The sequence below is a fragment of the Nocardioides sp. genome, assembly GCF_016462705.1.
Classification (GTDB): Bacteria; Actinomycetota; Actinomycetes; order Propionibacteriales; family Nocardioidaceae; genus Nocardioides.
This window is the reverse complement of sequence record NZ_JAEMSS010000011.1, coordinates 23,091-42,459: the sequence shown is the minus strand read 5'-3', so window position 1 is coordinate 42,459 and position 19,369 is coordinate 23,091. Positions and strand designations below refer to the sequence as shown.

The 19,369-nt window shown below is 71.4% G+C and carries 18 protein-coding genes; 8 read left to right on the top strand and 10 right to left on the bottom strand.

Features of this window, described 5'->3' with window-relative positions; genetic code table 11:
- The 7 genes from JHD21_RS02745 to JHD21_RS02715 all read right to left on the bottom strand — a co-directional run.
- The coding region (locus tag JHD21_RS02745; RefSeq protein WP_292671447.1) for a sensor histidine kinase at positions 1-1,590 on the bottom strand (1,590 nt) is incomplete at its 3' end.
- On the bottom strand, positions 1,587-2,507 hold the full coding sequence (locus JHD21_RS02740) for a type II secretion system F family protein (protein WP_292671445.1): 921 nt from the start codon (positions 2,505-2,507) through the stop codon (positions 1,587-1,589). The genes JHD21_RS02745 and JHD21_RS02740, both read right to left, overlap by 4 nt.
- A 1-nt stretch (position 2,508) precedes the next feature.
- A complete protein-coding gene (locus JHD21_RS02735; RefSeq protein WP_292671443.1) occupies positions 2,509-4,410 on the bottom strand; it encodes a type II secretion system F family protein in 1,902 nt (633 codons plus the stop codon).
- Positions 4,411-4,459: 49 nt separating this feature from the next.
- A complete protein-coding gene (locus JHD21_RS02730; RefSeq protein ID WP_292671440.1) occupies positions 4,460-6,052 on the bottom strand; it encodes a CpaF family protein in 1,593 nt (530 codons plus the stop codon).
- Positions 6,049-7,254, bottom strand: coding sequence for an AAA family ATPase (locus JHD21_RS02725; protein WP_292671439.1), 1,206 nt, complete (start codon positions 7,252-7,254; stop codon positions 6,049-6,051). The genes JHD21_RS02730 and JHD21_RS02725 overlap by 4 nt, the downstream gene beginning before the upstream one ends.
- A gap of 6 nt (positions 7,255-7,260) precedes the next feature.
- Complete coding sequence (gene cpaB, locus JHD21_RS02720; RefSeq protein ID WP_292671437.1) at positions 7,261-8,019, bottom strand: Flp pilus assembly protein CpaB; 759 nt, start codon at positions 8,017-8,019, stop codon at positions 7,261-7,263.
- Positions 8,020-8,288: 269 nt separating this feature from the next.
- Positions 8,289-10,088 carry a long-chain fatty acid--CoA ligase gene (locus JHD21_RS02715; RefSeq protein ID WP_292671436.1) on the bottom strand — a complete coding sequence of 600 codons (1,800 nt, stop codon included), beginning with the start codon at positions 10,086-10,088 and terminating at the stop codon, positions 8,289-8,291.
- A gap of 127 nt (positions 10,089-10,215) precedes the next feature.
- Between JHD21_RS02715 and JHD21_RS02710 the strand changes: the two genes are divergently transcribed.
- The 5 genes from JHD21_RS02710 to JHD21_RS02690 are packed head-to-tail and all read left to right on the top strand — an operon-like array spanning position 10,216 to position 14,313.
- Positions 10,216-10,656 (top strand): SRPBCC family protein, encoded by a 441-nt coding sequence (locus JHD21_RS02710; RefSeq protein WP_292671435.1) that lies wholly within the window; start codon positions 10,216-10,218, stop codon positions 10,654-10,656.
- A 29-nt stretch (positions 10,657-10,685) separates the two neighbouring features.
- On the top strand, positions 10,686-11,885 hold the full coding sequence (locus JHD21_RS02705; protein WP_292671434.1) for an ArsA family ATPase: 1,200 nt from the start codon (positions 10,686-10,688) through the stop codon (positions 11,883-11,885).
- A complete protein-coding gene (locus JHD21_RS02700) occupies positions 11,882-12,292 on the top strand; it encodes a hypothetical protein (protein ID WP_292671433.1) in 411 nt (136 codons plus the stop codon). Before JHD21_RS02705 ends, JHD21_RS02700 begins: the two co-directional genes overlap by 4 nt.
- Positions 12,289-13,230, top strand: a complete 942-nt coding sequence (locus JHD21_RS02695; RefSeq protein ID WP_292671431.1) for an ROK family glucokinase — start codon at positions 12,289-12,291, stop codon at positions 13,228-13,230. The genes JHD21_RS02700 and JHD21_RS02695 overlap by 4 nt, the downstream gene beginning before the upstream one ends.
- Positions 13,231-13,236: 6 nt before the next feature.
- Positions 13,237-14,313 carry an ROK family glucokinase gene (locus JHD21_RS02690; protein WP_292671429.1) on the top strand — a complete coding sequence of 359 codons (1,077 nt, stop codon included), beginning with the start codon at positions 13,237-13,239 and terminating at the stop codon, positions 14,311-14,313.
- Positions 14,314-14,337: 24 nt separating this feature from the next.
- Here JHD21_RS02690 and JHD21_RS02685 read toward each other — a convergent pair whose 3' ends face one another.
- Complete coding sequence (locus JHD21_RS02685; protein ID WP_292671428.1) at positions 14,338-14,727, bottom strand: hypothetical protein; 390 nt, start codon at positions 14,725-14,727, stop codon at positions 14,338-14,340.
- 179 nt (positions 14,728-14,906) lie between these two features.
- Between JHD21_RS02685 and JHD21_RS02680 the strand changes: the two genes are divergently transcribed.
- On the top strand, positions 14,907-15,662 hold the full coding sequence (locus JHD21_RS02680; RefSeq protein WP_292671427.1) for a lysophospholipid acyltransferase family protein: 756 nt from the start codon (positions 14,907-14,909) through the stop codon (positions 15,660-15,662).
- A gap of 20 nt (positions 15,663-15,682) precedes the next feature.
- On the top strand, positions 15,683-16,885 hold the full coding sequence (locus tag JHD21_RS02675) for a DUF5931 domain-containing protein (protein WP_292671426.1): 1,203 nt from the start codon (positions 15,683-15,685) through the stop codon (positions 16,883-16,885).
- Between the two features lie 45 nt (positions 16,886-16,930).
- Here JHD21_RS02675 and JHD21_RS02670 read toward each other — a convergent pair whose 3' ends face one another.
- Complete coding sequence (locus JHD21_RS02670) at positions 16,931-18,322, bottom strand: hypothetical protein (protein WP_292671425.1); 1,392 nt, start codon at positions 18,320-18,322, stop codon at positions 16,931-16,933.
- A gap of 92 nt (positions 18,323-18,414) precedes the next feature.
- Here JHD21_RS02670 and JHD21_RS02665 point away from each other — a divergent pair, with 92 nt between their 5' ends.
- Positions 18,415-18,918 (top strand): flavin reductase, encoded by a 504-nt coding sequence (locus tag JHD21_RS02665; protein ID WP_292671424.1) that lies wholly within the window; start codon positions 18,415-18,417, stop codon positions 18,916-18,918.
- On the opposite strand, the gene JHD21_RS02660 is transcribed toward JHD21_RS02665, so the two are convergent.
- Entirely contained in the window at positions 18,915-19,286 is a 372-nt protein-coding gene (locus JHD21_RS02660; protein WP_292671423.1) for a VOC family protein, read from the bottom strand. The two genes, JHD21_RS02665 and JHD21_RS02660, sit on opposite strands and share 4 nt — an antisense overlap.
- Positions 19,287-19,369: the final 83 nt, after the last annotated feature.

Here is a 19,369-nt window from a genome sequence, read left to right as displayed (position 1 = left end):
CGCCCCGATCCTGGCATGGACCGGGTCGGGGTCTGTGGCCTCCGCCTTGCTGTTGGCGGGGACGCGGACCGAGACCGACAGGCCGCCGGCGGGGGTCTCGCCGATCTCCAGCGAGGCGTTGATGAGCAGAGCCCGCTCCTGCATGATGTGCAGCCCGTGCGACGTCGGCCGGGCGGCCTGGAGGCCGCGACCGTTGTCGGTGACGGTGATCAGCGCCTCGGGTGCGTGCACCTGGCAGTGCACCTCGATCGCGGAGGCCTGAGCGTGCCGGACCGCGTTGTTCATCGCTTCCTGGGCGATCCGGAACAGCTCGCCCTCGACCTCGGGGCGCAGTCGTTGGGTGTGCTCGTTGAGGGTGACGTGGATCGGTACGCCCGAGACCTCGGACAGGTTGCGGGCGATCGACCCGATCGCGGTACCGAGGCTCTCGTTGGCGCCGATGCTGGTGCGCAGGTTGACGACGGACCGCCGGATCTCGGCGACGATCGCGGAGATCCGCTCGCGCAGCATCTCCAGCCGCTCCGCCTGCTCAGGAGTGGTGACGCCCGCACCGAGCGCGTCGACGAGGTAGCCCAACGACGCGATGTCCTGCGCCACGCCGTCGTGCATCTCTCGGGCCAGCCGCCGGCGCTCCTCGGCGGTGGCGGCATCGCGGAACGCCGAGAACAGCAGCGCGGTGTCGAGGTGCACCGCGCTCGGAGCGAGCCGTCGCATCAGCTTGCGGATCCGGTCCTCGACGCCGAGGCGGGTGGGGTCCACCCGGTCGGACAGGATGCCCGCGACGATGGCGACCGTGCCGGCGTCGGTGTTGAGCGGGAAGGCGAAGACCCGGTCGTGCAGGACGGGCAGCCCGACCGCCCACGCCTCGACGGCGATGTCCTCGCAGTCGCCGAGGTCGTCGCTGCTGCCCAGCGACTTGTTGACCAGGGGCGTGAGGGTGTCCCCGCGCGGGACGCTCACGACGACCGCTGACGTGGGCAGGTCGTCGCGGACCTCGCTCAGGATCGAGCCACCGAGGGCCACCGGGTCCAAGCCGCTGTCCAGGCCGCCCGAGAGGTCGATGAGCTGGCGGATCAGCCCCTGGGCGTAGTGGTACGGCGCCAACGGGTCCGAACGCTCGTTGAGCGCCGAGTGCAGGAAGACACCGACCAGACCGAGACCGAGCCCGGTCATGTTCCAGCTGAACGCGCCGAACCCCTCGTCGGCGTTCAGTCCGTCGAAGGCCACGAACGAGATGACCACCACGGCTGACATCTGTGCCGACAGGGCCAGCGCCACGCCCTGGATGCCGCGGTAGAGACCCGCGGTGAACGGGGGGACCGCCAAGGCGCCGAGCACGCCGAGGGTGTCGTTGATCGTGAAGCCGCAGACGGCACCCACGAGGGCGGCGTCCACTGTCGTGACCACCAGGACGGGGAGGCGCTGGCGCCAGTCGGCCAGGGTCGAGAGCAGCCAGACCGTCCCGATGGTGATGAGCGCGACGATGCCCGCGGTGTCCTGGTTCCACAGGGCAGGGCCGAAGAGCGCGACCAGCACGAAGCCGCGCGCAACCGCGCTGACCTTGACGTGGTGCCGTTCGCGGACCCTCACTTGCCGAAGCTGTCCATGATGCTCAGCACCGCCGGGCCCATGACCGCGATGAACAGGGTGGGCAGGATGCAGAAGATGAGCGGCACGGTGATCTTGACCGGCACCTGCTGGGCCTTCTCCTCCGCCCGCTGTCTGCGCTTGGTCCGCATCTCGCTCGACTGGACGCGCAGGACCTGGGCGATCGGGATGCCGAAGGAGTCGGCCTGGACCATGGCGCTGACGAAGCTGCGGACGTCGGGGACGTTGGTGCGCTCGGCCAGCGCGCGCAGGGCGTCGGCCCGACCCTGGCCGATCTGCATCTCCCGCAGCACCCGGGAGAACTCCTCGGAGAGCGGGCCCTCGGTGTTGCGTGCCACCTGCTGCACGGCCGCGTCGAAGCCCAGGCCCGACTCGACACTGATGGTCAGGAGGTCGATGGCGTCGGGGAGCTCGCGGAGCAGCTGCGCGGACCGGTCGTGGATCTTCTGGTAGAGGTAGAGGTTGGGGCCGAAGAAGCCGACGACGAGGCCGCCGATGGCCACCACGAACCGGAGCCCCGTTCCCTCGAGCATCAGGCCGAACACGACGCCGAACACGAGGCCGACGACAGCGCCGATGACCTTCCCCGAGACCACGCGGTCCACGGTCCAGCCATGGGGGTTGCCGGCCAGGTCGAGCTTGCGCCTGATCCGGTCGGCGGTGTCGGCGCCGGACAGCCGCCGGCCCAGGCCGAGGGCCCGCTGCTGCAGCGGCTCGACGACCCGATCGGCGAACGAGCGGTCGAGGTCCTGGGTCAGCTCCTTGGGGGCGTTCGTCATCGCCTCCAGGACCGCCAGGGACCGGGTGACCCCGGTGTCGGTGGTCGACCGGAGAGCGGAGCCCACGAGCACGATCGACAGGAGGACCATCGACAGGCCGAGGATGAGGAGCAATGTCATGTCACACCTCCACCTTGACGAGTCTGCTCATCCAGAACACCCCGATCGCCAGGATCGTTGCCGCGCCGGCGAGCATCGCCCAGCCCAGAGGCTCCTGGAACATCACGATGACGTAGTCGCGGTTCGTGAGGAAAAGGTAAAGCATGAAGAGAGGCGGAAGCCCGCCCAACACCCATGCCGACAGTTTTCCTTCTGCGGCGAGCGCCGCGACCTGCCGCCGCACGTACTCCCGCTCACGCATGGTGGCGGCCACGGAGTCGAGCAGCTCGCCGAGGTTGCCGCCGACCTGGCGCTGGATCTTGATCGCCATGACGACCCACTCGAAGTCCTTGCTCTCGAAGCGCTCGCCGATGCCCTCCAGCGCGTCCTCGAGGGACACGCCGAGCCGGGTCTCGACCAGCACTCGGCGGAACTCGCCGGCGATGGGCTCAGAGCCCTCCCGGACGATCGTGTCCACCGACTGCGCCAGCGACAGCCCTGCGGCCAGCGACCCGGACATCAGCTGCAGGGTGTCGGGCAGGCTGGCGTTGAACGCCTTCCGTCGGCGTGAGCGGCGGAACCCGAGGTACATCCAGGGCAGGAACAGCCCGGCGGCGAGGAACAGGAGCCCGACCACCGGGTTGCCTCCGCCGAGGCCGATTCCCGCCAGCCCGCAGACGAAGAAGATGGCCCCGTGCAGCAGCAGCCACTCCGAGGACTTGAGCTCGCTGCCCGCGGCCTCGAGGCGACGGCTGATCCGGGCATCGAGGTCCTGGTTGCGCCGCAGCATGTTGGCCGCGGTCTCCTTCGCCGAGGCGAAGGCCACGTCGGTGTCGAGGAGCGGGCCGGCGCCGGCGCCGGCGGACTTCGACTGGGAGGCGGTGTACTGGCTCACCCGGTCGGCGGCGGTGACGGTCTTCGACTTGGGGAGGAGGAGGAACACGGCCAGGACCAGGCCGAGCCCGACGGCTGCGGGTCCGGCGTACACCACCCAGGTGGGCGGGCTCCAGGGGGTCTCCTTGACGAGCGGCTCGGAGATCGGCGTGGAGCGGACGGTCGTGAACGCCTCGGCCGTGAGGGTCCCGTCCGCCGTGGGCAGGGTGATCTGCAGCGTCGCCTCGGTGGCCTCGACCGAACGTGGGACGACCACGGTGACGAGCACCTGACGGGCCAGCGCCGCGGCCTGCTCGGCGAACGCCTGGGTGAGCGCGGCGGGGTCCGCCGGGATGACCTCGCCGCCGCCGGCGGCGGCGAGCGTCTCCAGTGCACTCAGGGCCTCGCCGTCCTGGTCGAGCGCGACCACGTCGACGCGCACCTCGGCGTCCTCGATCGCCTTGGTCACCGTCTCGATCGGGGTGTCGGTGGTGTCCGCACCGTCGGAGAGGACGAGCACGTTGCGCTGGCCCTCGCTGCCGACCTCTGCCACGGCCGACAGCACGCCGTCGTAGAGCAGGGTCTTCTTCCTCAGCTCGAGCTGGTCGATGACAGCGAGCGCCGAGGCACGGTCCTGGGTGGGGGGCAGGGCCGTCTCGACATCGGAGTCGAAGGTGACGATGCCGAGGAAGACGTTGTCGGGGGCGGTCTCGATGAACTCCCGGGCCGCCGCCTTGGCGGCGGCGAAGCGCTCGCCCTTCATCGAGTTGCTGGTGTCGATCGCCATGACCGTGGTGCGCAGGAGGGCGTCGGCGCTGCCCGCGGGTACGGCGGTCGCCTCGGCCACCTCGCCGTCGACGGTGACCTGGACACCGTCGAGGTCGACCTCCGCGTCGGCAGGAACCGACACCAGTGCCTGCAGCCCGTCGGGAGTCGCTTCGGAGTAGGTGATCGTGCCGGCGCTGTCGGCGGCGGTCGCGCCCTGGGCCGGTCCGAGCGCGAGCCCGAGGACCACGACCAGGCCGAGCCCGAGTCCCGGAAGGCCGGTCACCAGCGTGTGCAGACGCTCTCCGCGCGTGCGTGTGGTCGGTCTCGCCATCTCAGCCCCGATCCGGGGCGAACAACACCGGGTCGACGGTCACGTTGGCGTAGGCCATCTTCTCCAGGAACTTCGGCCGGAGGCCGGTGGAGGCCAGGTGGCCGAGCACGCGTCCCTCGGAGTCGAACCCGCGGCTGTTGTCCCAGACGAAGATGTCCTGAAGGGTGATCACGTCGCCCTCCATCCGCTCGACCTCGGTGATGTGCGTGATCCGGCGCGACCCGTCCTTGAAGCGGGTCTGGTGCACGATCAGGTCGACTGCGGACGCCACCTGCTCACGGATGGCCCGGACCGGCAGGTCCATCCCCGCCATCAGCACCATGGTCTCCATCCGGGCGAGCGTGTCCCGGGGACCGTTGGAGTGCAGGGTGCAGATCGAGCCGTCGTGGCCGGTGTTCATGGCCTGGAGCATGTCGAGCGCGGACGCGTCGCGGACCTCACCGACGATGATGCGGTCCGGCCGCATGCGCAGGCTGTTCTTCACCAGGTCACGGATGGTGACCGCGCCCTTGCCCTCGATGTTGGCCGGCCGGGACTCGAGGCGGACCACGTGCTCCTGCTTGAGCTGGAGCTCGGCGGCGTCCTCGATGGTCACGATCCGCTCGTCGTGGGGGATGAACGACGACAGGACGTTGAGGGTCGTCGTCTTCCCGGCACCCGTGCTGCCGGACACGATGATGTTGAGGCGGCCGCGCACGCAGGCGTCGAGGAACTCGGCGGTGATGTTGCTGAGGGACCCGAAGTTGATCAGGTCGTGCACGGTCAGCGGGTCGGTCGCGAACTTCCGGATCGTCAGGGACGACCCGTCCACGGCGAGCGGTGGGACGATCGCGTTGACACGGCTCCCGTCGGGGAGCCGGGCGTCCACCATCGGGCTGGACTCGTCGACTCGACGCCCGATCCGGCTGACGATCTTGTCGATCGTCCGGCGCAGGTGGGCCTCGTCGGTGAAGTGCGCGTCGGCCGGGATGAGCCGGCCGCCCTTCTCGATGTAGACCTGGCTGGCCCTGTTGACCATGACCTCGGAGACCTCCGGGTCACGCAGGAAGGGCTCGATCGGGCCGTAGCCCAGGATGTCGTCGCTGATCTCCTGGGTGACCCGCGCGCGGTCGCTGCTGCTGAGCGGGCGGTCCTGCGAGCCGAGGACGTCGACGAGGACCTTGCGGACCTCCGTGTCGAGCTCGTTCTGGTCCATGTCCGAGTCGTAGAGACGCGGGCCCATCTGCTGGAGCAGCTGGACGTGGACGCTGCTCTTGAGCTCCTCGATCCGGTCGTTCTGGACGTGTGCCCCTCGTCGCGCGGACGTGTCCAGGTTCACCGTCGGCGCGTTGGCCGTGGCGGTGCTGCGGGCCTCGGACGCCGAGAGAGCCCCTGCGGTCGCCGCGGCGGCGGCGGACATCTGGCTGCCCGAAACCCTGGTGCCGGCCCCGTTCGCGTCGTCGGTGGGGACCGGGGCGCGCCGCTTCCCGCCGGCTGCCTCGCCCGACGCGCCGTCGCCGTCGACGTCGTCGGTCCGCGCACCACGCGCGGGATCCGGTTCGTCCTGTGTCGTACCGGCCGCACGGGCGGCCGCGAGTCGGTCTGCCAGGTTCATGACTTGCTCCGTCTCCTGAGTCGTCCCCGCGCCTCGGCTTCGGACTTGCCCTGGGGCGCGTGTGCCTCCGTGCCGCGCTCGGAGCCGGGCGGCGCGACCATGTGGCCGGCCAGCCTGGTGGCCAGCTCGCGCACCGCGATGCTGAGCTGGTGCTCGGGGTCGCTGACCACGATGGGGCTCCCGGCGTTGGTCGCGGCGGCGATGTCGACCGAGCTGAGCAGCTGGGTGGCGACGCTCATCCCGAGGATGCCCTCGACCTTGTCGGCGTTGATGCCGACCTCGTCGTCGGCCCGGTTGAGGACCAGGTGCCGGTTGTCCTTCGCGATGTGCAGTGCGTCGAACGTCTCGACGGCCACCTTGACGTTCTTCAGGGTCGGCACGTCGAGGGTGGCGACCAGCACGACCTCGTCGGTCTCGTCGAGCGCCGTGAGCACCTGCTCGTCGAACGAGGGCGCCATGTCGATGACGATGTAGTCGAAGGTCTCGCGGAGGGTTCGGATGATCCGCGACACGAGTCGCGGCGAGACCCGCTCCCGGGTGTCCGGGTGCGGCGGAGCCGCCAGCACCATCAGGGAGTCCTGATGACGGGTGAGCAGGCTGTCGAGCATCTCGACGTCCATCGAGTCCTCGGAGCCGATCGCCTGCTCGATCGAGTGCGTCGGGAACAGCTGCATGGTGATGGCGACGTCCCCGAAGGCCAGGTCGAGGTCGACCAGGCACACCCGACGGGCCCCCTTGGCCGTGAGGGCCAGGGCCAGGTTGACCGAGAGCGTGGTCTTGCCCACACCCCCCTTGGGGGAGAACACCGAGATGACCTTGCTCATGTGCATGGCCCCGGCCGGACCGCGCAGGGCCACGAACAGGTGGTAGGCCCGTGCGATCGCGTCGGCCACCGCAGCGCCGTCCGTCTGGAGCACGACGTCGCGGGCGCCGGCCTTCATGGCGAAGGTCAGCAGGTCCGCGTCCATGGACTCCCGGACCAGGACCGTGCTGATCGTCGGCGCGGCGTTCCGCAGCGCCTCGCAGGTGCTCACCGACTCCTCGTCGGTGAGGGTGGGGCCGAGTACGACGGCGTACTCGTCGGAGTGGGCGGCGAGCCAGGCATTGAGCCTGTCGACGGACTCGACGCCGTGCGAGCCGGCCGGCATGGAGGCCAGGAGCGACTCGACGACCATCGGGTCGGGGTCAACGACGACGGGCATGGTTCCTCACTGGAAGAGTTCGTTGGCGGTCATGGCCGGCCCGGGGCTGACGGCGCTCTCCTCGGTCAACAGACCGAAGGCCAGCTCGCCGTTGCCTGCCGCGTAGAGGACCTTCTCCGCGTCCCGCTGGCTCACCGACAGGGTGAGCAGGGTCCGGGGGAGCTGCTCGGTCGTCGAGGCGCCTGTCTCGTCCGTGGTCGTGGTGGAGATCGGCGTCGTGTTGCCGACCCCGAGCACCGTGACCCGCGGCAGCAGGAGACGGGTGATCGGCAGGCTCGCGCTGGCGCCCTCGGTGGTGAGGCCCTCCAGGGTCCCGCTCACGAAGATGGCCACCTCGGAACCGGGGTTGACGAACCCCGCGACCCGGGAAGGGTCGGTGAGGTTGACCGAGATCGCGATCTTGTCGTCCGGGATCTGGAGTGCCGACGTCGCGGCGACCCCACCTGCCCCGAACTTGTCCGCGACGATCTGCTCGCCGGGGTAGATCGTCTGCATCGCCTTGGTGCCTGCGATGGCAGAGGTGTCGGTCTGGTAGCCGTTGAGCAGCTGGTCCTGGGTGACGTCGGCCAGCGCGAGCTTGCCGGCGGCCTGGGCGTCCTCGATCGTCTCGCCCGGCTCGATGATCGCGGTGGCCTTGAGGACCTCCACGGTGTCGAACCGGTCCTCGGCGCGCGAGTCGGCACCTTGGGCGTACAGGAAGACGAGTGCACCCCCCAGGGCCGCGACCAGTACGGCGCCGACCAAAAGAATCCTGCGACGGTCCATCACGAACCTTTCAAAATGTTCTCAGGACTCACGGGCAACTGGCGTTGTCGGCGGGGTCCTGACCCACGAGCAATTGCGGAGGTTGTTCGCCTGAAACGGTAGGTGCGGAGGCCGGGTCTAGTCCGCCGAATGCGAGAACTCGTCCCTTCGAGGAACGAGATGGGACGGGTTCGCAGGGTCGAGCAGCGAGTGCGACCGAGGAACGAGGTCGCAACCGAGCGTGACGAGACACTCCGCAGCGCGGGCTGGGACTGGAGTGGTGGGAGTGCTCAGGGCAGGTACAGCGCCGCGACCTCGTCGCGGGCCTGGCGCATGACCACGTTGCGCTTGAGCTTGAGGCTGGGGGTGAGCTGGCCACCCTCCTCGGTCCACTCGTCGGCGAGGATCCGGAACTTGCGGATCGACTCGGCCTTGGACACGGACCTGTTCGCGTCGTCGACCGCCTGCTCGATCTCGGCGCGCAGGTCGGGGTCGTCGACGAGGTGCCGGACGTCCGCCTTCTTGCCGTTCCGCTCGGCCCACCCCGCGAGGGCCTCCCGGTCCAGGGTGACCAGGGCGGCGATGAAGGGCCGGCCGTCACCGACCACGAGGCACTGGTCGACCAGCAGGTGGGCCCGGATCCGGTCCTCGAGGGCCCCCGGCGCGACGTTCTTGCCTCCGGCGGTGACGATGATCTCCTTCTTCCGCCCCGTGATCCGGACGAAGCCCTCGTCGTCGATCTCGCCGACGTCGCCGGTGTGGAACCAGCCGTCCGGCTCGAGCACCTCGGCGGTCGCCTCGTCGTTGTGCCAGTAGCCCGTGAAGACCTGTCCTCCGACGAAGAGCAGCTCGCCGTCCTCGGCGACGCGCACCGCGTTCCCGGGCAGCGGGCGGCCCACGGTGCCGATCTTCAGGGCGTCCGGGAGGTTGACGGTGACCGCCCCGGTCGTCTCGGTGAGGCCGTAGCCCTCGAGGACCGTCAGCCCGATGCCGCGGTAGAAGTGGCCGAGTCGCTCACCCAGTGGGGCGCCACCGGACACGGCGAACTCGCAGCGTCCGCCGAGCGCGTCGCGCAGCCGGCCGTAGACCAGGCGGGAGAACACCGCGTGCTGCACGCGGACGGCCACGGACGGCTTGCCCCGGTCGAGGCCGCGGGAGTAGGCGATCGCCGTCTCCGCGGCCCGGTCGAAGACGCCGCCGCGGCCGTCCGCGGCGGCGCGTTGCGAGGCGGTGTTGAAGACCTTCTCGAACACCCGGGGGACGGCGAGGATGAACGTGGGCCGCACCGCCTGGAGGTCGTCGAGGAGGGTGGTCGCGTCCCCGCTGTGCGCCATCCGGGTCCGCGACTTGACGGCGCCCACCTGGATGATCCGGGCGAACACGTGCGCCAACGGCAGGAACAGCAGTGTCGAGGCGTCCTCGCTCTCGAACAGCGCCTTGAGCTCGGGCACCGCGACGCCGAGCTCGACCATGAAGTTGCCGTGCGTGAGCATGCAGCCCTTGGGCCGTCCCGTGGTTCCGGAGGTGTAGATCAGGGTCGCGAGGTCGCTCGGGCCCGCCGCCGTACGCCGGCTCTCCAGCAGGTCGTCGGGGACGTCACCGCCGAGCCGGCGCAGGATCTCGACGGCGTTGTCGGCGAACGACCACACGTGGTTGAGCTCGGTCAGGCCGGAGCGCACCTCGTTGACCCGGGCGACGTGGGCCGGCCCCTCGGCGACCACGGCGCGTGCTCCGGAGTCATCCAGGATCCACTGGACCTGCTCGGCGGAGGACGTCTCGTAGATGGGCACGGTGACCGCTCCGGCGAACCAGGTCGCGTAGTCGAGCAGCGTCCACTCGTACCGGGTGCGGGAGATCAGCGCGACCCGGTCCCCGGGTTCGATCCCCGCGGCGACGAGGCCCTTCGCGACCGCGCGCACGTCGTCCAGGAACTGCTGGGCGGTGATGCCGGACCACTCGCCGGTCCCGCTCGCGGGCCGGGCGGAGAACACCACCTGGTCGGGGGCCTCGCGGGCGTTCGTGACGACGTCGTCGGTGAGGTTGCCGGTCGTCGGCGGGTCCATGGACGGGGGCGTGGAGTACTCCCGCACAGTGACCTCCTCCGGTGCGTCCGGTCCGCACTGTGGCGCACGTTACCGCCGCCGGAGGCGGGCGCACGATCCGGTAGGGTCGTCAGCCGGAAGACCGCAGCAGCACCGTCTCAGCAGGGGGCTCGACATGGCCGAGCAGACCACGTCCTCGATCGTCGTCGACGCCGCTCCCGAGGCGGTCATGGACGTGATCGCCGACTTCGACGCCTACCCGCACTGGGCCAAGGGCGTGACGACGGTCGAGACGGTGGTCGAGGGGGCCGATGGCCGCGCCGAGCAGGTGTTCTTCGCGCTGGACGTGTCCCCGATCAAGGACGAGTACACCCTCGCCTACATCTGGGAGGGTCACCGACGCGTCACCTGGACACTGGTCGAGGGCAAGATGCTCCGGGCGCTCGACGGTGCCTACGAGCTCCGCGACCTCGGCAACGGCTCGACCGAGGTGACCTACCGGCTCGCCCTCGACGTCTCCATCCCGCTCATCGGCATGCTCAAGCGCAAGGGCGAGAAGATCCTGATCGACGCCGCGCTCAAGGGGCTGAAGAAGCGCGTCGAGTCGCTCGGCTGAGCCCGGCCGACCGAGCCGGCAGCGACCCCATGCGCATCATCTTGTTCACCGGTAAGGGCGGTGTCGGGAAGTCGACCGTCGCGTCCGGCACGGCCGCCCTGGCGGCGAGCCGCGGGCTGCGCACCCTGGTGCTGTCGACCGATGGCGCCCACTCGCTGGCCGAGACCTTCGGTTCCCCGGTCGGCCCCGAGCCCAGCCAGGTGGCCGAGGACCTCTTCGTCCAGCAGGTCGACGCCCAGCTGCGCTTCGAGCAGTCCTGGGCGGAGATCCAGGGCTACCTCCTGTCGGTCCTCGACGTCGCCGGGGTCGACTCCCTCGCGGCCGAGGAGCTGACCGTCATCCCGGGCGCGGAGGAGGTGCTCGCACTCCTGGAGCTGCGACTGCACGCCCTCAGCGACGCCTGGGACCTCGTGGTGGTCGACTGCGCCCCCACGGCCGAGACGCTCCGGCTGCTGGCACTGCCCGAGGCGCTGGGGTGGTACATGCAGCGAGTCTTCCCGATGCAGCAACGGATGGTGAAGGCGCTGCGCCCCGTGCTCACCAAGGCGGCGGGCGTCCCCATGCCGGGAGGCAACGTCTTCGGCGCCGTCGAACGCCTGCACGCCGAGCTCGACGAGGTCCGGGCCCTGCTGTCCGGACCCGACGCGAGCGTCCGCATCGTCCTGACCCCGGAGTCGGTGGTGCTGGCCGAGGCCCGCCGGTCGTACACCACGCTGTCCCTCTACGGCTACCGGGTCGACGGTGTGATCGCCAACCGGGTCTTCCCCGCGGAGAACGCCGACGACTGGCGCGCCGGCTGGGTCCTGGCCCAAGACGAGGTGCTGCAACAGGTGGAGCAGTCGTTCGCGGGACTGCCGCTGTGGCGCTCCCTCTACGGCGCGCTGGAGCCGGTCGGTGTCGACGCGCTCACCGATCTCGCGCGCTCCCTGTACGGCGACGACGACCCGGTCGCGACCCCGAAGGTCAAGAGCCCGTTCGAGGTGGTGACGGTCAAGGGTGGGGTGCAGATGCGGCTCCGGCTGCCGTTCGTCAGCCGCGACCAGGTCGACCTCGCGCGAAGTGGCGATGAGCTGGTGGTGACGGTCGGCCAGTACCGTCGCCTCCTCACCCTGCCGGCCGGCCTGGCGAAGCTGCAGGTGGCCGGCGCGAGGGTGGACGACGATGGTGTGCTCCGGGTCCGGTTCGAGGACCCGGTGCCCAGGACGAGGGCGCGGGAGAAGGTGACGTGAGCGAGCAGGGTCCCGACGAGGTCGGCAGCGTGGCCGAGGAGGCGACCAAGCTCCTCGGGGCCGTCGCCGACTGGGCCCGCGACCACGGCTCGGACCTCGGCGCCGGGGTCGCCGCGCTCGCGGACCAGGCCGCCGCCTCCGCCCACGAGCTCAACGCCCACCTCGCGACCGACGACCCCGAGTGCCGCTACTGCCCGGTGTGCCGGACGGTGCACGCCGTACGGACGGCCAGCCCGGAGGTGCGCGCGCAGCTGACCACGGCGGCCTCGTCGTTGCTCCAGGCGGCCGCCGGTCTGCTCGCGGCGGGACAGGGGGCGGGCGGCAAGCCCCCGGTCCAGCGCATCGACCTGGACGACGACCTGGACGACGACCTGGACGACGACCTGGACGACGGGGACCTCACATGAGCCTGGCCTGTGGCATCGACGTCGGCGGGACCAAGATCTCGGGCGGCGTCGTCGACGAGACCGGCTCGGTGCTCGAAGAGCTCCGGGTCGTGTCGCCGGCGGCCGACGTGGAGGCCATCGAGGACGCCATCACCTCGCTGGTGACCCAGCTGCGGTCCCGCCACGACATCGCCGCCGTCGGGGTCGGCGCCGCCGGCTACGTGGACAAGGCCCGCGCCGTGGTGATGTTCGCGCCCAACATCGCCTGGCGCGACGTCGACCTGAAGGCGGAGCTCGAGGAGCGGATCCACCTGCCCGTGGTCGTCGAGAACGACGCCAACGCGGCCGCGTGGGGCGAGTTCACCTACGGTGCGGGCCACGACATCGACGACCTGCTCATGGTGGCGGTCGGCACCGGCGTCGGCGGCGGGGTCGTCCTGGACGGCGAGCTCTACCGAGGCGCGTTCGGCGTGGGCGCCGAGATCGGGCACATGCGGGTCGTCCCCGACGGGATTCTCTGCGGCTGCGGCAACCGCGGATGCCTGGAGCAGTACGCCAGCGGCAGTGCGCTGGTCCGCGAGGTCCGGGCAGCGGCGCGCGGCGGCTCGTTGCTCGCCGCCGACCTCCTCGAGCGCGCCGGGGGAGACCCCGACCGGATCACAGGCCCACTGGTCACCGAGGCGGCCCGCGCCGGCGACCCGTTCGCGGTCGAGCAGCTGGAGGTGCTCGGCCGCTGGCTCGGTGAGGGCATCGCGTCGCTCACCGCGGTCCTCGACCCGGCCGTGGTCGTGATCGGCGGCGGTGTGAGCGAGGCGGACGAGCTGCTGCTGAGGCCCGTGCGCGCCGCGTTCGCCTCGCAGCTGACCGGCCGCGGCCACCGGCCGGTGCTCGACATCCGACGGGCCCGGTTGGGCAACCGAGCCGGACTGATCGGCGCAGCCGACCTGGCTCGCCGGTAGGGCGACGTGCCCGACACCCCCCGACGCCGCTCCCGCGCGACCCGCTGGGACCCGCTCACCGTCGGTATCGACATCGGTGGCACCAAGGTGCTCGCGGGTGTCGTCGACGGCTCCGGAGGTATCGTCGAACAGCAGCGGCGGGACACGATCGGTCACGACGTGACGGCGGTCGAGGACACCATCGTGGAGCTGGTCACCCAGTTCAGCGAGCGCTACGAGGTCGCTGCGGTGGGGATCGGAGCCGCGGGGTTCGTCGACGCCAGCCGGTCGACGGTGACCTTCTCGCCCCACCTCGCCTGGCGAGACGAGCCGCTCCGGGCCCGGGTGGGCGGCCGGGTCCGGCTGCCGGTGGTCGTCGACAACGACGCCAACGCCGCGGCCCAGGGGGAGAGCCGGTTCGGGGCCGGCAAGGGCCAGCGCTTCGTCCTGTGCGTCAACCTCGGCACCGGGATCGGTGGGGCGCTGGTCCTCGACGGTCGGGTCTTCCGCGGTGCCAACGGCATGGCCGGCGAGTTCGGGCACATGCAGGTGGTCGAGCACGGTCACCGGTGTCCGTGCGGCAACCGAGGATGCTGGGAGCAGTACGCCTCCGGGAACGCGCTCGAGCGTGAGGCGCGCGAGCTCGTGGTCGCCCGCTCACCGATGGCGCACGAGCTCACCGTCCGGTGCGGTGGCGACCCCTCTCGGCTCCACGGCCCGATGGTCACCGAGGCAGCCCGTCACGGTGACCCTCTCGCCATCGAGCTGATCGCGGACATGGGACGGTGGCTCGGGATCGGGCTCGCCAACCTCGTCGCGGCCTTCGACCCGTCCTGCGTGATCATCGGCGGGGGCGTGTCCGAGGCGGGTGAGCTCCTCCTGGCCCCGACCAGGACGGCGATGTCCCGATCGATGGTCGGGCGCGGCTACCGGCCCGCTCCGCCGGTCGTGGCCGCGGTGCTGGGTCCGTCGGCGGGCTTCATCGGTGCGGCGGACATGGCGCGCTCCGCCGCCCGGCGCTCGCGCAGCGCCGACCGCCGGCGCGACCGCCGGGCACGCGTGCGCAACGAGGGGTGGTTCCGCCGTCCCGACCCGGGTAGCTGACCGAGCCTAGGGGCAGCGCCGGTCCTAGATCCGGGCGCCGTCGTCGTACGGGTCGTGCGGTCCGCGCGGCATGTGCAGCACCAGGTAGACGAAGCCTCCGATGAACGAGGCGACCAGCGCGTAGCCGACCAGCGGAGGCAGCCCGATGCCGAGCACCAGGGCGGTGAGCAGCACCGTCGGCGCGCCGAAGAGCCCCGTCCAGGCCAGGAGGCGGTCCCGGGGGACGTGGGGGAGCGGCGGAGGTGGAGGAGGCACGAACCGCTCGTCGTCGTACGTGGGGCTCAGCTCCGCCGGAACGGCGAACGGGTCCGGTGCCGGGTCGGCGACGGGGACCTCGTCGGGCTCGATCTCGACGCGGTCGCCGTAGTTGTCGACGATCGCGCGCCAGGCCTCGTCCTCGTTGCTGCGCGGCACACTGCGAGTGTAGGAGGAGAGCGGGAGCGAGGGCCCGCACCGGCCGGCATCGCTCGCTCAGGCGCCGGGCGAGGCAGGTACCTGGAGCTCGGGCCGCCACTGACCAACTCCCGACGGGAGCCACTAGGCTCCACCGTGGTGCCCGGAGCGGGCCGGGCCGAGTTCGAGGAGGTGCGTGGGTGTTCTACTGGTTCCTCAAGTGGATCGCTATCGGGCCGGTCCTCAAGCTCGTGTTCCGGCCCCAGGTGAGCGGCGCCGAGAACGTCCCGGCGTCCGGTCCGGCGATCCTGGCCAGCAACCACCTCTCCTACGCCGACTGGCTCTTCATGCCGCTGACCCTGTCCCGCCGGGTCACCTTCGTGGCGAAGGCCGAGTACTTCACCACGCCCGGCATCAAGGGCTGGTTCCAGAAGAAGTTCTTCACGGGGGCCGGCCAGGTCCCGATCGACCGGTCCGGTGCCTCCGCCGCCGAGGGTGCGCTGAGCAGCGCTCGGCGCATCCTCACCGAGGGTGAGCTGTTCGGCATCTACCCCGAAGGCACGCGCTCCCATGACGGCAGGCTCTACCGCGGCAAGACCGGGGTGGCGCGGCTCGCCCTGGAGTGCAAGGTGCCGGTGATCCCCACCGCCGTGGTGGGCACCGACGTCGTGGCGCCGCCGGGCCAGACCTTCGGCAAGCTCACCCGGCCGATCGTGCGCTTCGGCAAGCCCCTGGACTTCTCCCGCTACGAGGGGATGGAGAACGACCGCTACATCCTGCGCTCGATCACCGACGAGATCATGTACGAGATCATGCGGCTCTCCGGGCAGGAGTACGTCGACCAGTACGCCGCTCGCGCCAAGGAGGAGTCCAAGCGGCTCGAGCGCGAGGAGCGCGCGGCGAGCGAGGCCCGCGAGATCGACGCGGAGCTCCAGAGCCGGGCGAAGGCGTCCTGACCGACCCGCCCGCAGCACCGGTGAAGCCCTCTCCCGGGCGCAGGATCGTCCCCGCGCTCGTGCGCCGGCGGCTCACGGCCTGGTTCGCGCCGGCGATGACCGTCGAGGACCGGATGTTCCGCTGGCTGGCCGTGGTCCGGCTGCTCGTGCTGGCCAACGCGGTCGCTCTGGTCGTCTACCGGTTCGACAACGTGCAGAAGCCGGTCGCGGCCGTGGCTTGCACGGTCGTGATGGTGGTGTGGACGGGCGTCTCGACCTGGGCCTACGTCGAGCCGTCGCGCCGGCAGTCGCTCCTGCTGCTGGCGGACCTCGCGGTGGCGGTGGCCCTGGTCGCGCTGTCGCCGGTGGTCAAGGGCGCGGGCTTCAGCGCGACGATCCCCGGGTTCTGGGTGATCGGCGCACTGCTCGCCTGGGCCGTCCACTGGCGATGGGTCGGCGGCCTGGTGGCGGGCCTCGTCCTGAGCGCGGTCGACCTGTCGGTGCGCCAGGACATCGCCCAGAACAACTACGCCAACGCCTTCCTGCTCGTGCTCGGCGGCACGATCATCGGGTTCCTCGTCGAGTCCCTCCAGCTGATGGCCACCGAGCGGGACCGGGCCCAGCGCTCGGCGGCCGCGGCGGCCGAGCGGGCTCGGCTGGCCCGCGCGGTGCACGACGGGGTGCTCCAGGTCCTGGCGCTCGTGCAGCGCCGGGGCGCCGAGCTCGGCGGTGAGGCCGCGGAGCTGGCCCGCCTCGCGGGGGAGCAGGAGGGTGCGCTGCGCATGCTGATCCGCGCCCAGGACTCGGTGGTGGCGTCCCCCAACGAGGCGATGGTCGACCTGGCCGCCGCCGTGTCCGCGCTGGGTACCCGTCCCGGCGTCCACGTGGCGACGCCCGGGTCGCCGGTCGAGGTGCCTCGAGCGACCGCTGACGAGCTCCTCGCCGCCGTCGGCGCCTGCCTGGACAACGTGGCGCGGCACGTGGGCGAGGGTGCGCCGAGCTGGGTGCTCCTCGAGGCCTTCCCCGACCGGGTCGAGGTGGCCGTGCGCGACGAGGGACCGGGCATCCCCGAGGGCCGGCTCCTGGGGGCCGAGGCCGAGGGCCGGCTGGGCGTGGTGGAGTCGATCCGGGGACGGCTGGAGGAGCTCGCCGGGACCGCCACCCTGCACACCGGTCCCGACGGCACCGAGTGGGAGCTGGTGGTGCCGCGCGAGCCCACCAGGCCGGACGGGTTCAGGACCTGACGTTCAGGACCTGACGTTCAGGACCTGACGCTCAGGACCTGACGCTCAGGACCTGACGCTCAGGACCTGACGCTCAGGACTGGCGGTCTCGGCCCCGGTGCTGGCGACGTCGTCGTCGGACCAGGACCGGGGGGTCCGCACCAGGCGGTCGATGACGACGGCGACCGGCACACCGATGGCCAGCGCGATCGGTATCAGCGCCGGCTCGTAGTACATCGCGCGCAGGAAGGCGTTGGCGGACCAGGCCATCGTGTAGTTGAGGGCCACGCCCTCGGCGATGGAGCCGAGCAGGATCACCACGAGCTGCAGGGCGATGACCGGGCCGATCAGCCGGCGCTCGACCCCGCGAGCGTGGCTCGCGGACACGGCGAACGCCGGGGTGGCGCAGGCGAGGAACTCCAACCCGTAGCGGTATCCGTAGATCGGGTCGCCGCCGGTGAACCCGATCATGGCTCCCTGCAGGAGCGTGTAGGTGAGGCCGGCGAGCAGAAGGACCGTGGTCCAGTGCGGGAGGGTGCGCCACGCCCGCACGAGCGCGGGGAGGAGGACCAGGAGCAGCGGCGTGAACACCAGGATGCCGCGATCCGGTGAGATCCACATGCCGAGCTGGTTGGTGACGTCCAGGACGCTCTTGTCGACCTCGGCGAACGACCCGGCGCCGTAGAGCTTGGTGGGGTTCCACGAGCCGTAGACCCACCGCGTCCAGGCCGCGACCAGCACCAGGCCCAGCACGCCCGGCGCGCCGACCCGAGCCGCGATGTCGAGGCGGCGAGCCCGCCACGCCAGGGCCAGGCCCACGATGGCGACGATGAGGGCTGCGTGCGGTCGGGCCGACAGGAGAAGGGCTCCGCCCAGGCCCATGGTCCACCAGTGCTGTCCCGCCGCGGACCAGGCGACCAGGGCGATCGCCAGGACGGTGATCGTCTGGGGCCAGACCCCGTTGGCGGCCACGCTCCAGACCGGCGTGGTGAAGGCGAACACCGCGGTCGAGGCCAGGGCCCGCCGACGCGGCATCACCTTGCTCAGGGCCAGGTGCATCAGCACCACCGCCAGTGCGGTGAGGAGGGCGGCAGTCACGGCGCCGGGCAGCAGCGCCGCGGTGTCGGTCTGCGCCAGCAGGTGCGCGGGCACCCCGGCGACCACGACCGCCGGTGCCCGAGTGATCACGGTGTGGCCGTTGGGGGCGTCCTGGACCCACACCCACCGCAGCGGGCTGTCGTCCAGCTTGGGGACCGAGGCGCCGTCCAGGAACGGTGATCCTGAGGTCGCCAGCATCCAGGACGCGTAGTTCGCGCTCCAGACGTCCATGCACAGGAGGTCGCGGCTGGCGGTGGCCGCGAAGACCAGGAAGGCCACCAGGAAGAGACCGACCTCAGTGCGTCGACGGCCCAGCCACCGTGGTGCCCGCGCGGCCAGGAGAGCGTCCCGACGAGTCACCTGGCCATTGTCGGCCACGCCGCCCCGTCACGTCCGGGGAACGAGGAACGCCGCGAGCGCGGTCGGGACCTGCGCGTGACAGGCTCACCAGCGTGACCATCCACTCGACCCACCCCTTCGTCGACCCGGAGCCCGACGACGTCCGGCGGCTCCGCGGGCGCCTCGGTGGAGCGGTGTCGCTGTGGACGGCGGGCGTCGCGGACGAGCGTGCCGGGCTCACCGTCACGTCTTTGATGCTCGCCCACGGGGAGCAGGCACGCGTCCTCGCCCTCCTCGACCCGGACTCCGACCTGCTGGCGGCGCTCGAGACGTCCCGGACCTCGGTCGTGCAGCTGCTCTCGTGGCCGGACCGCGGACTGGCCGAGATGTTCGCGGGAACGGCCCCGGCGCCCGGCGGGCTCTTCCGGCAGGCGGAGTTCGTCACGACCGACTGGGGACCGCGGCTCGCGGGCGCGACGACCTGGGCCGGCGTCCGCCTCGAGTCGGGGACCGACGTCGGCTGGTCCCGGTTGGTGACGTGCGCGGTCGAGCACGTCGAGGTCGGCGAGGAGACCGACCCGCTGGGGCACCGGCGCGGTCGGTTCGTCCGTCTCTAGTCCGGGGCGACGGCCTCGGCTGCCTCCGCCCGGCCGGCGACGCAGAACTCGTTGCCGTCCGGGTCGGTGAGCGTCACCCACCGGAACGACTCGTCACCCCGACGTCCCACCAGGCCCGCGCCGGCGGCGAGGAGGCGGTCGACCTCGCCGTCGAGGTCGTCGGCGGTGAGGTCGAGGTGCAGGCGGTTCTTGCCGGTGGTGGGGTCGTCGACCAGCTGGAACGCGAGCATCACCGGCCCGCCGGAGACGAGCACGTAGGTGCCGCCGTAGGGGTCGGCGACCTGGCCGCCGACCTGCTCGGCCCACCAGGTCGCGAGGGGCACCGGGTCGGTCGAGTCGCACGTGATCATGCCGAGGGAAAGAGTCATGCCGGGAGCGTAGGACCGCACGCCGACAGCCCCGTGGCGTTATGTTCGGCGGCGTGACCGATGCGAGCGCCGCCTCCGCCGTC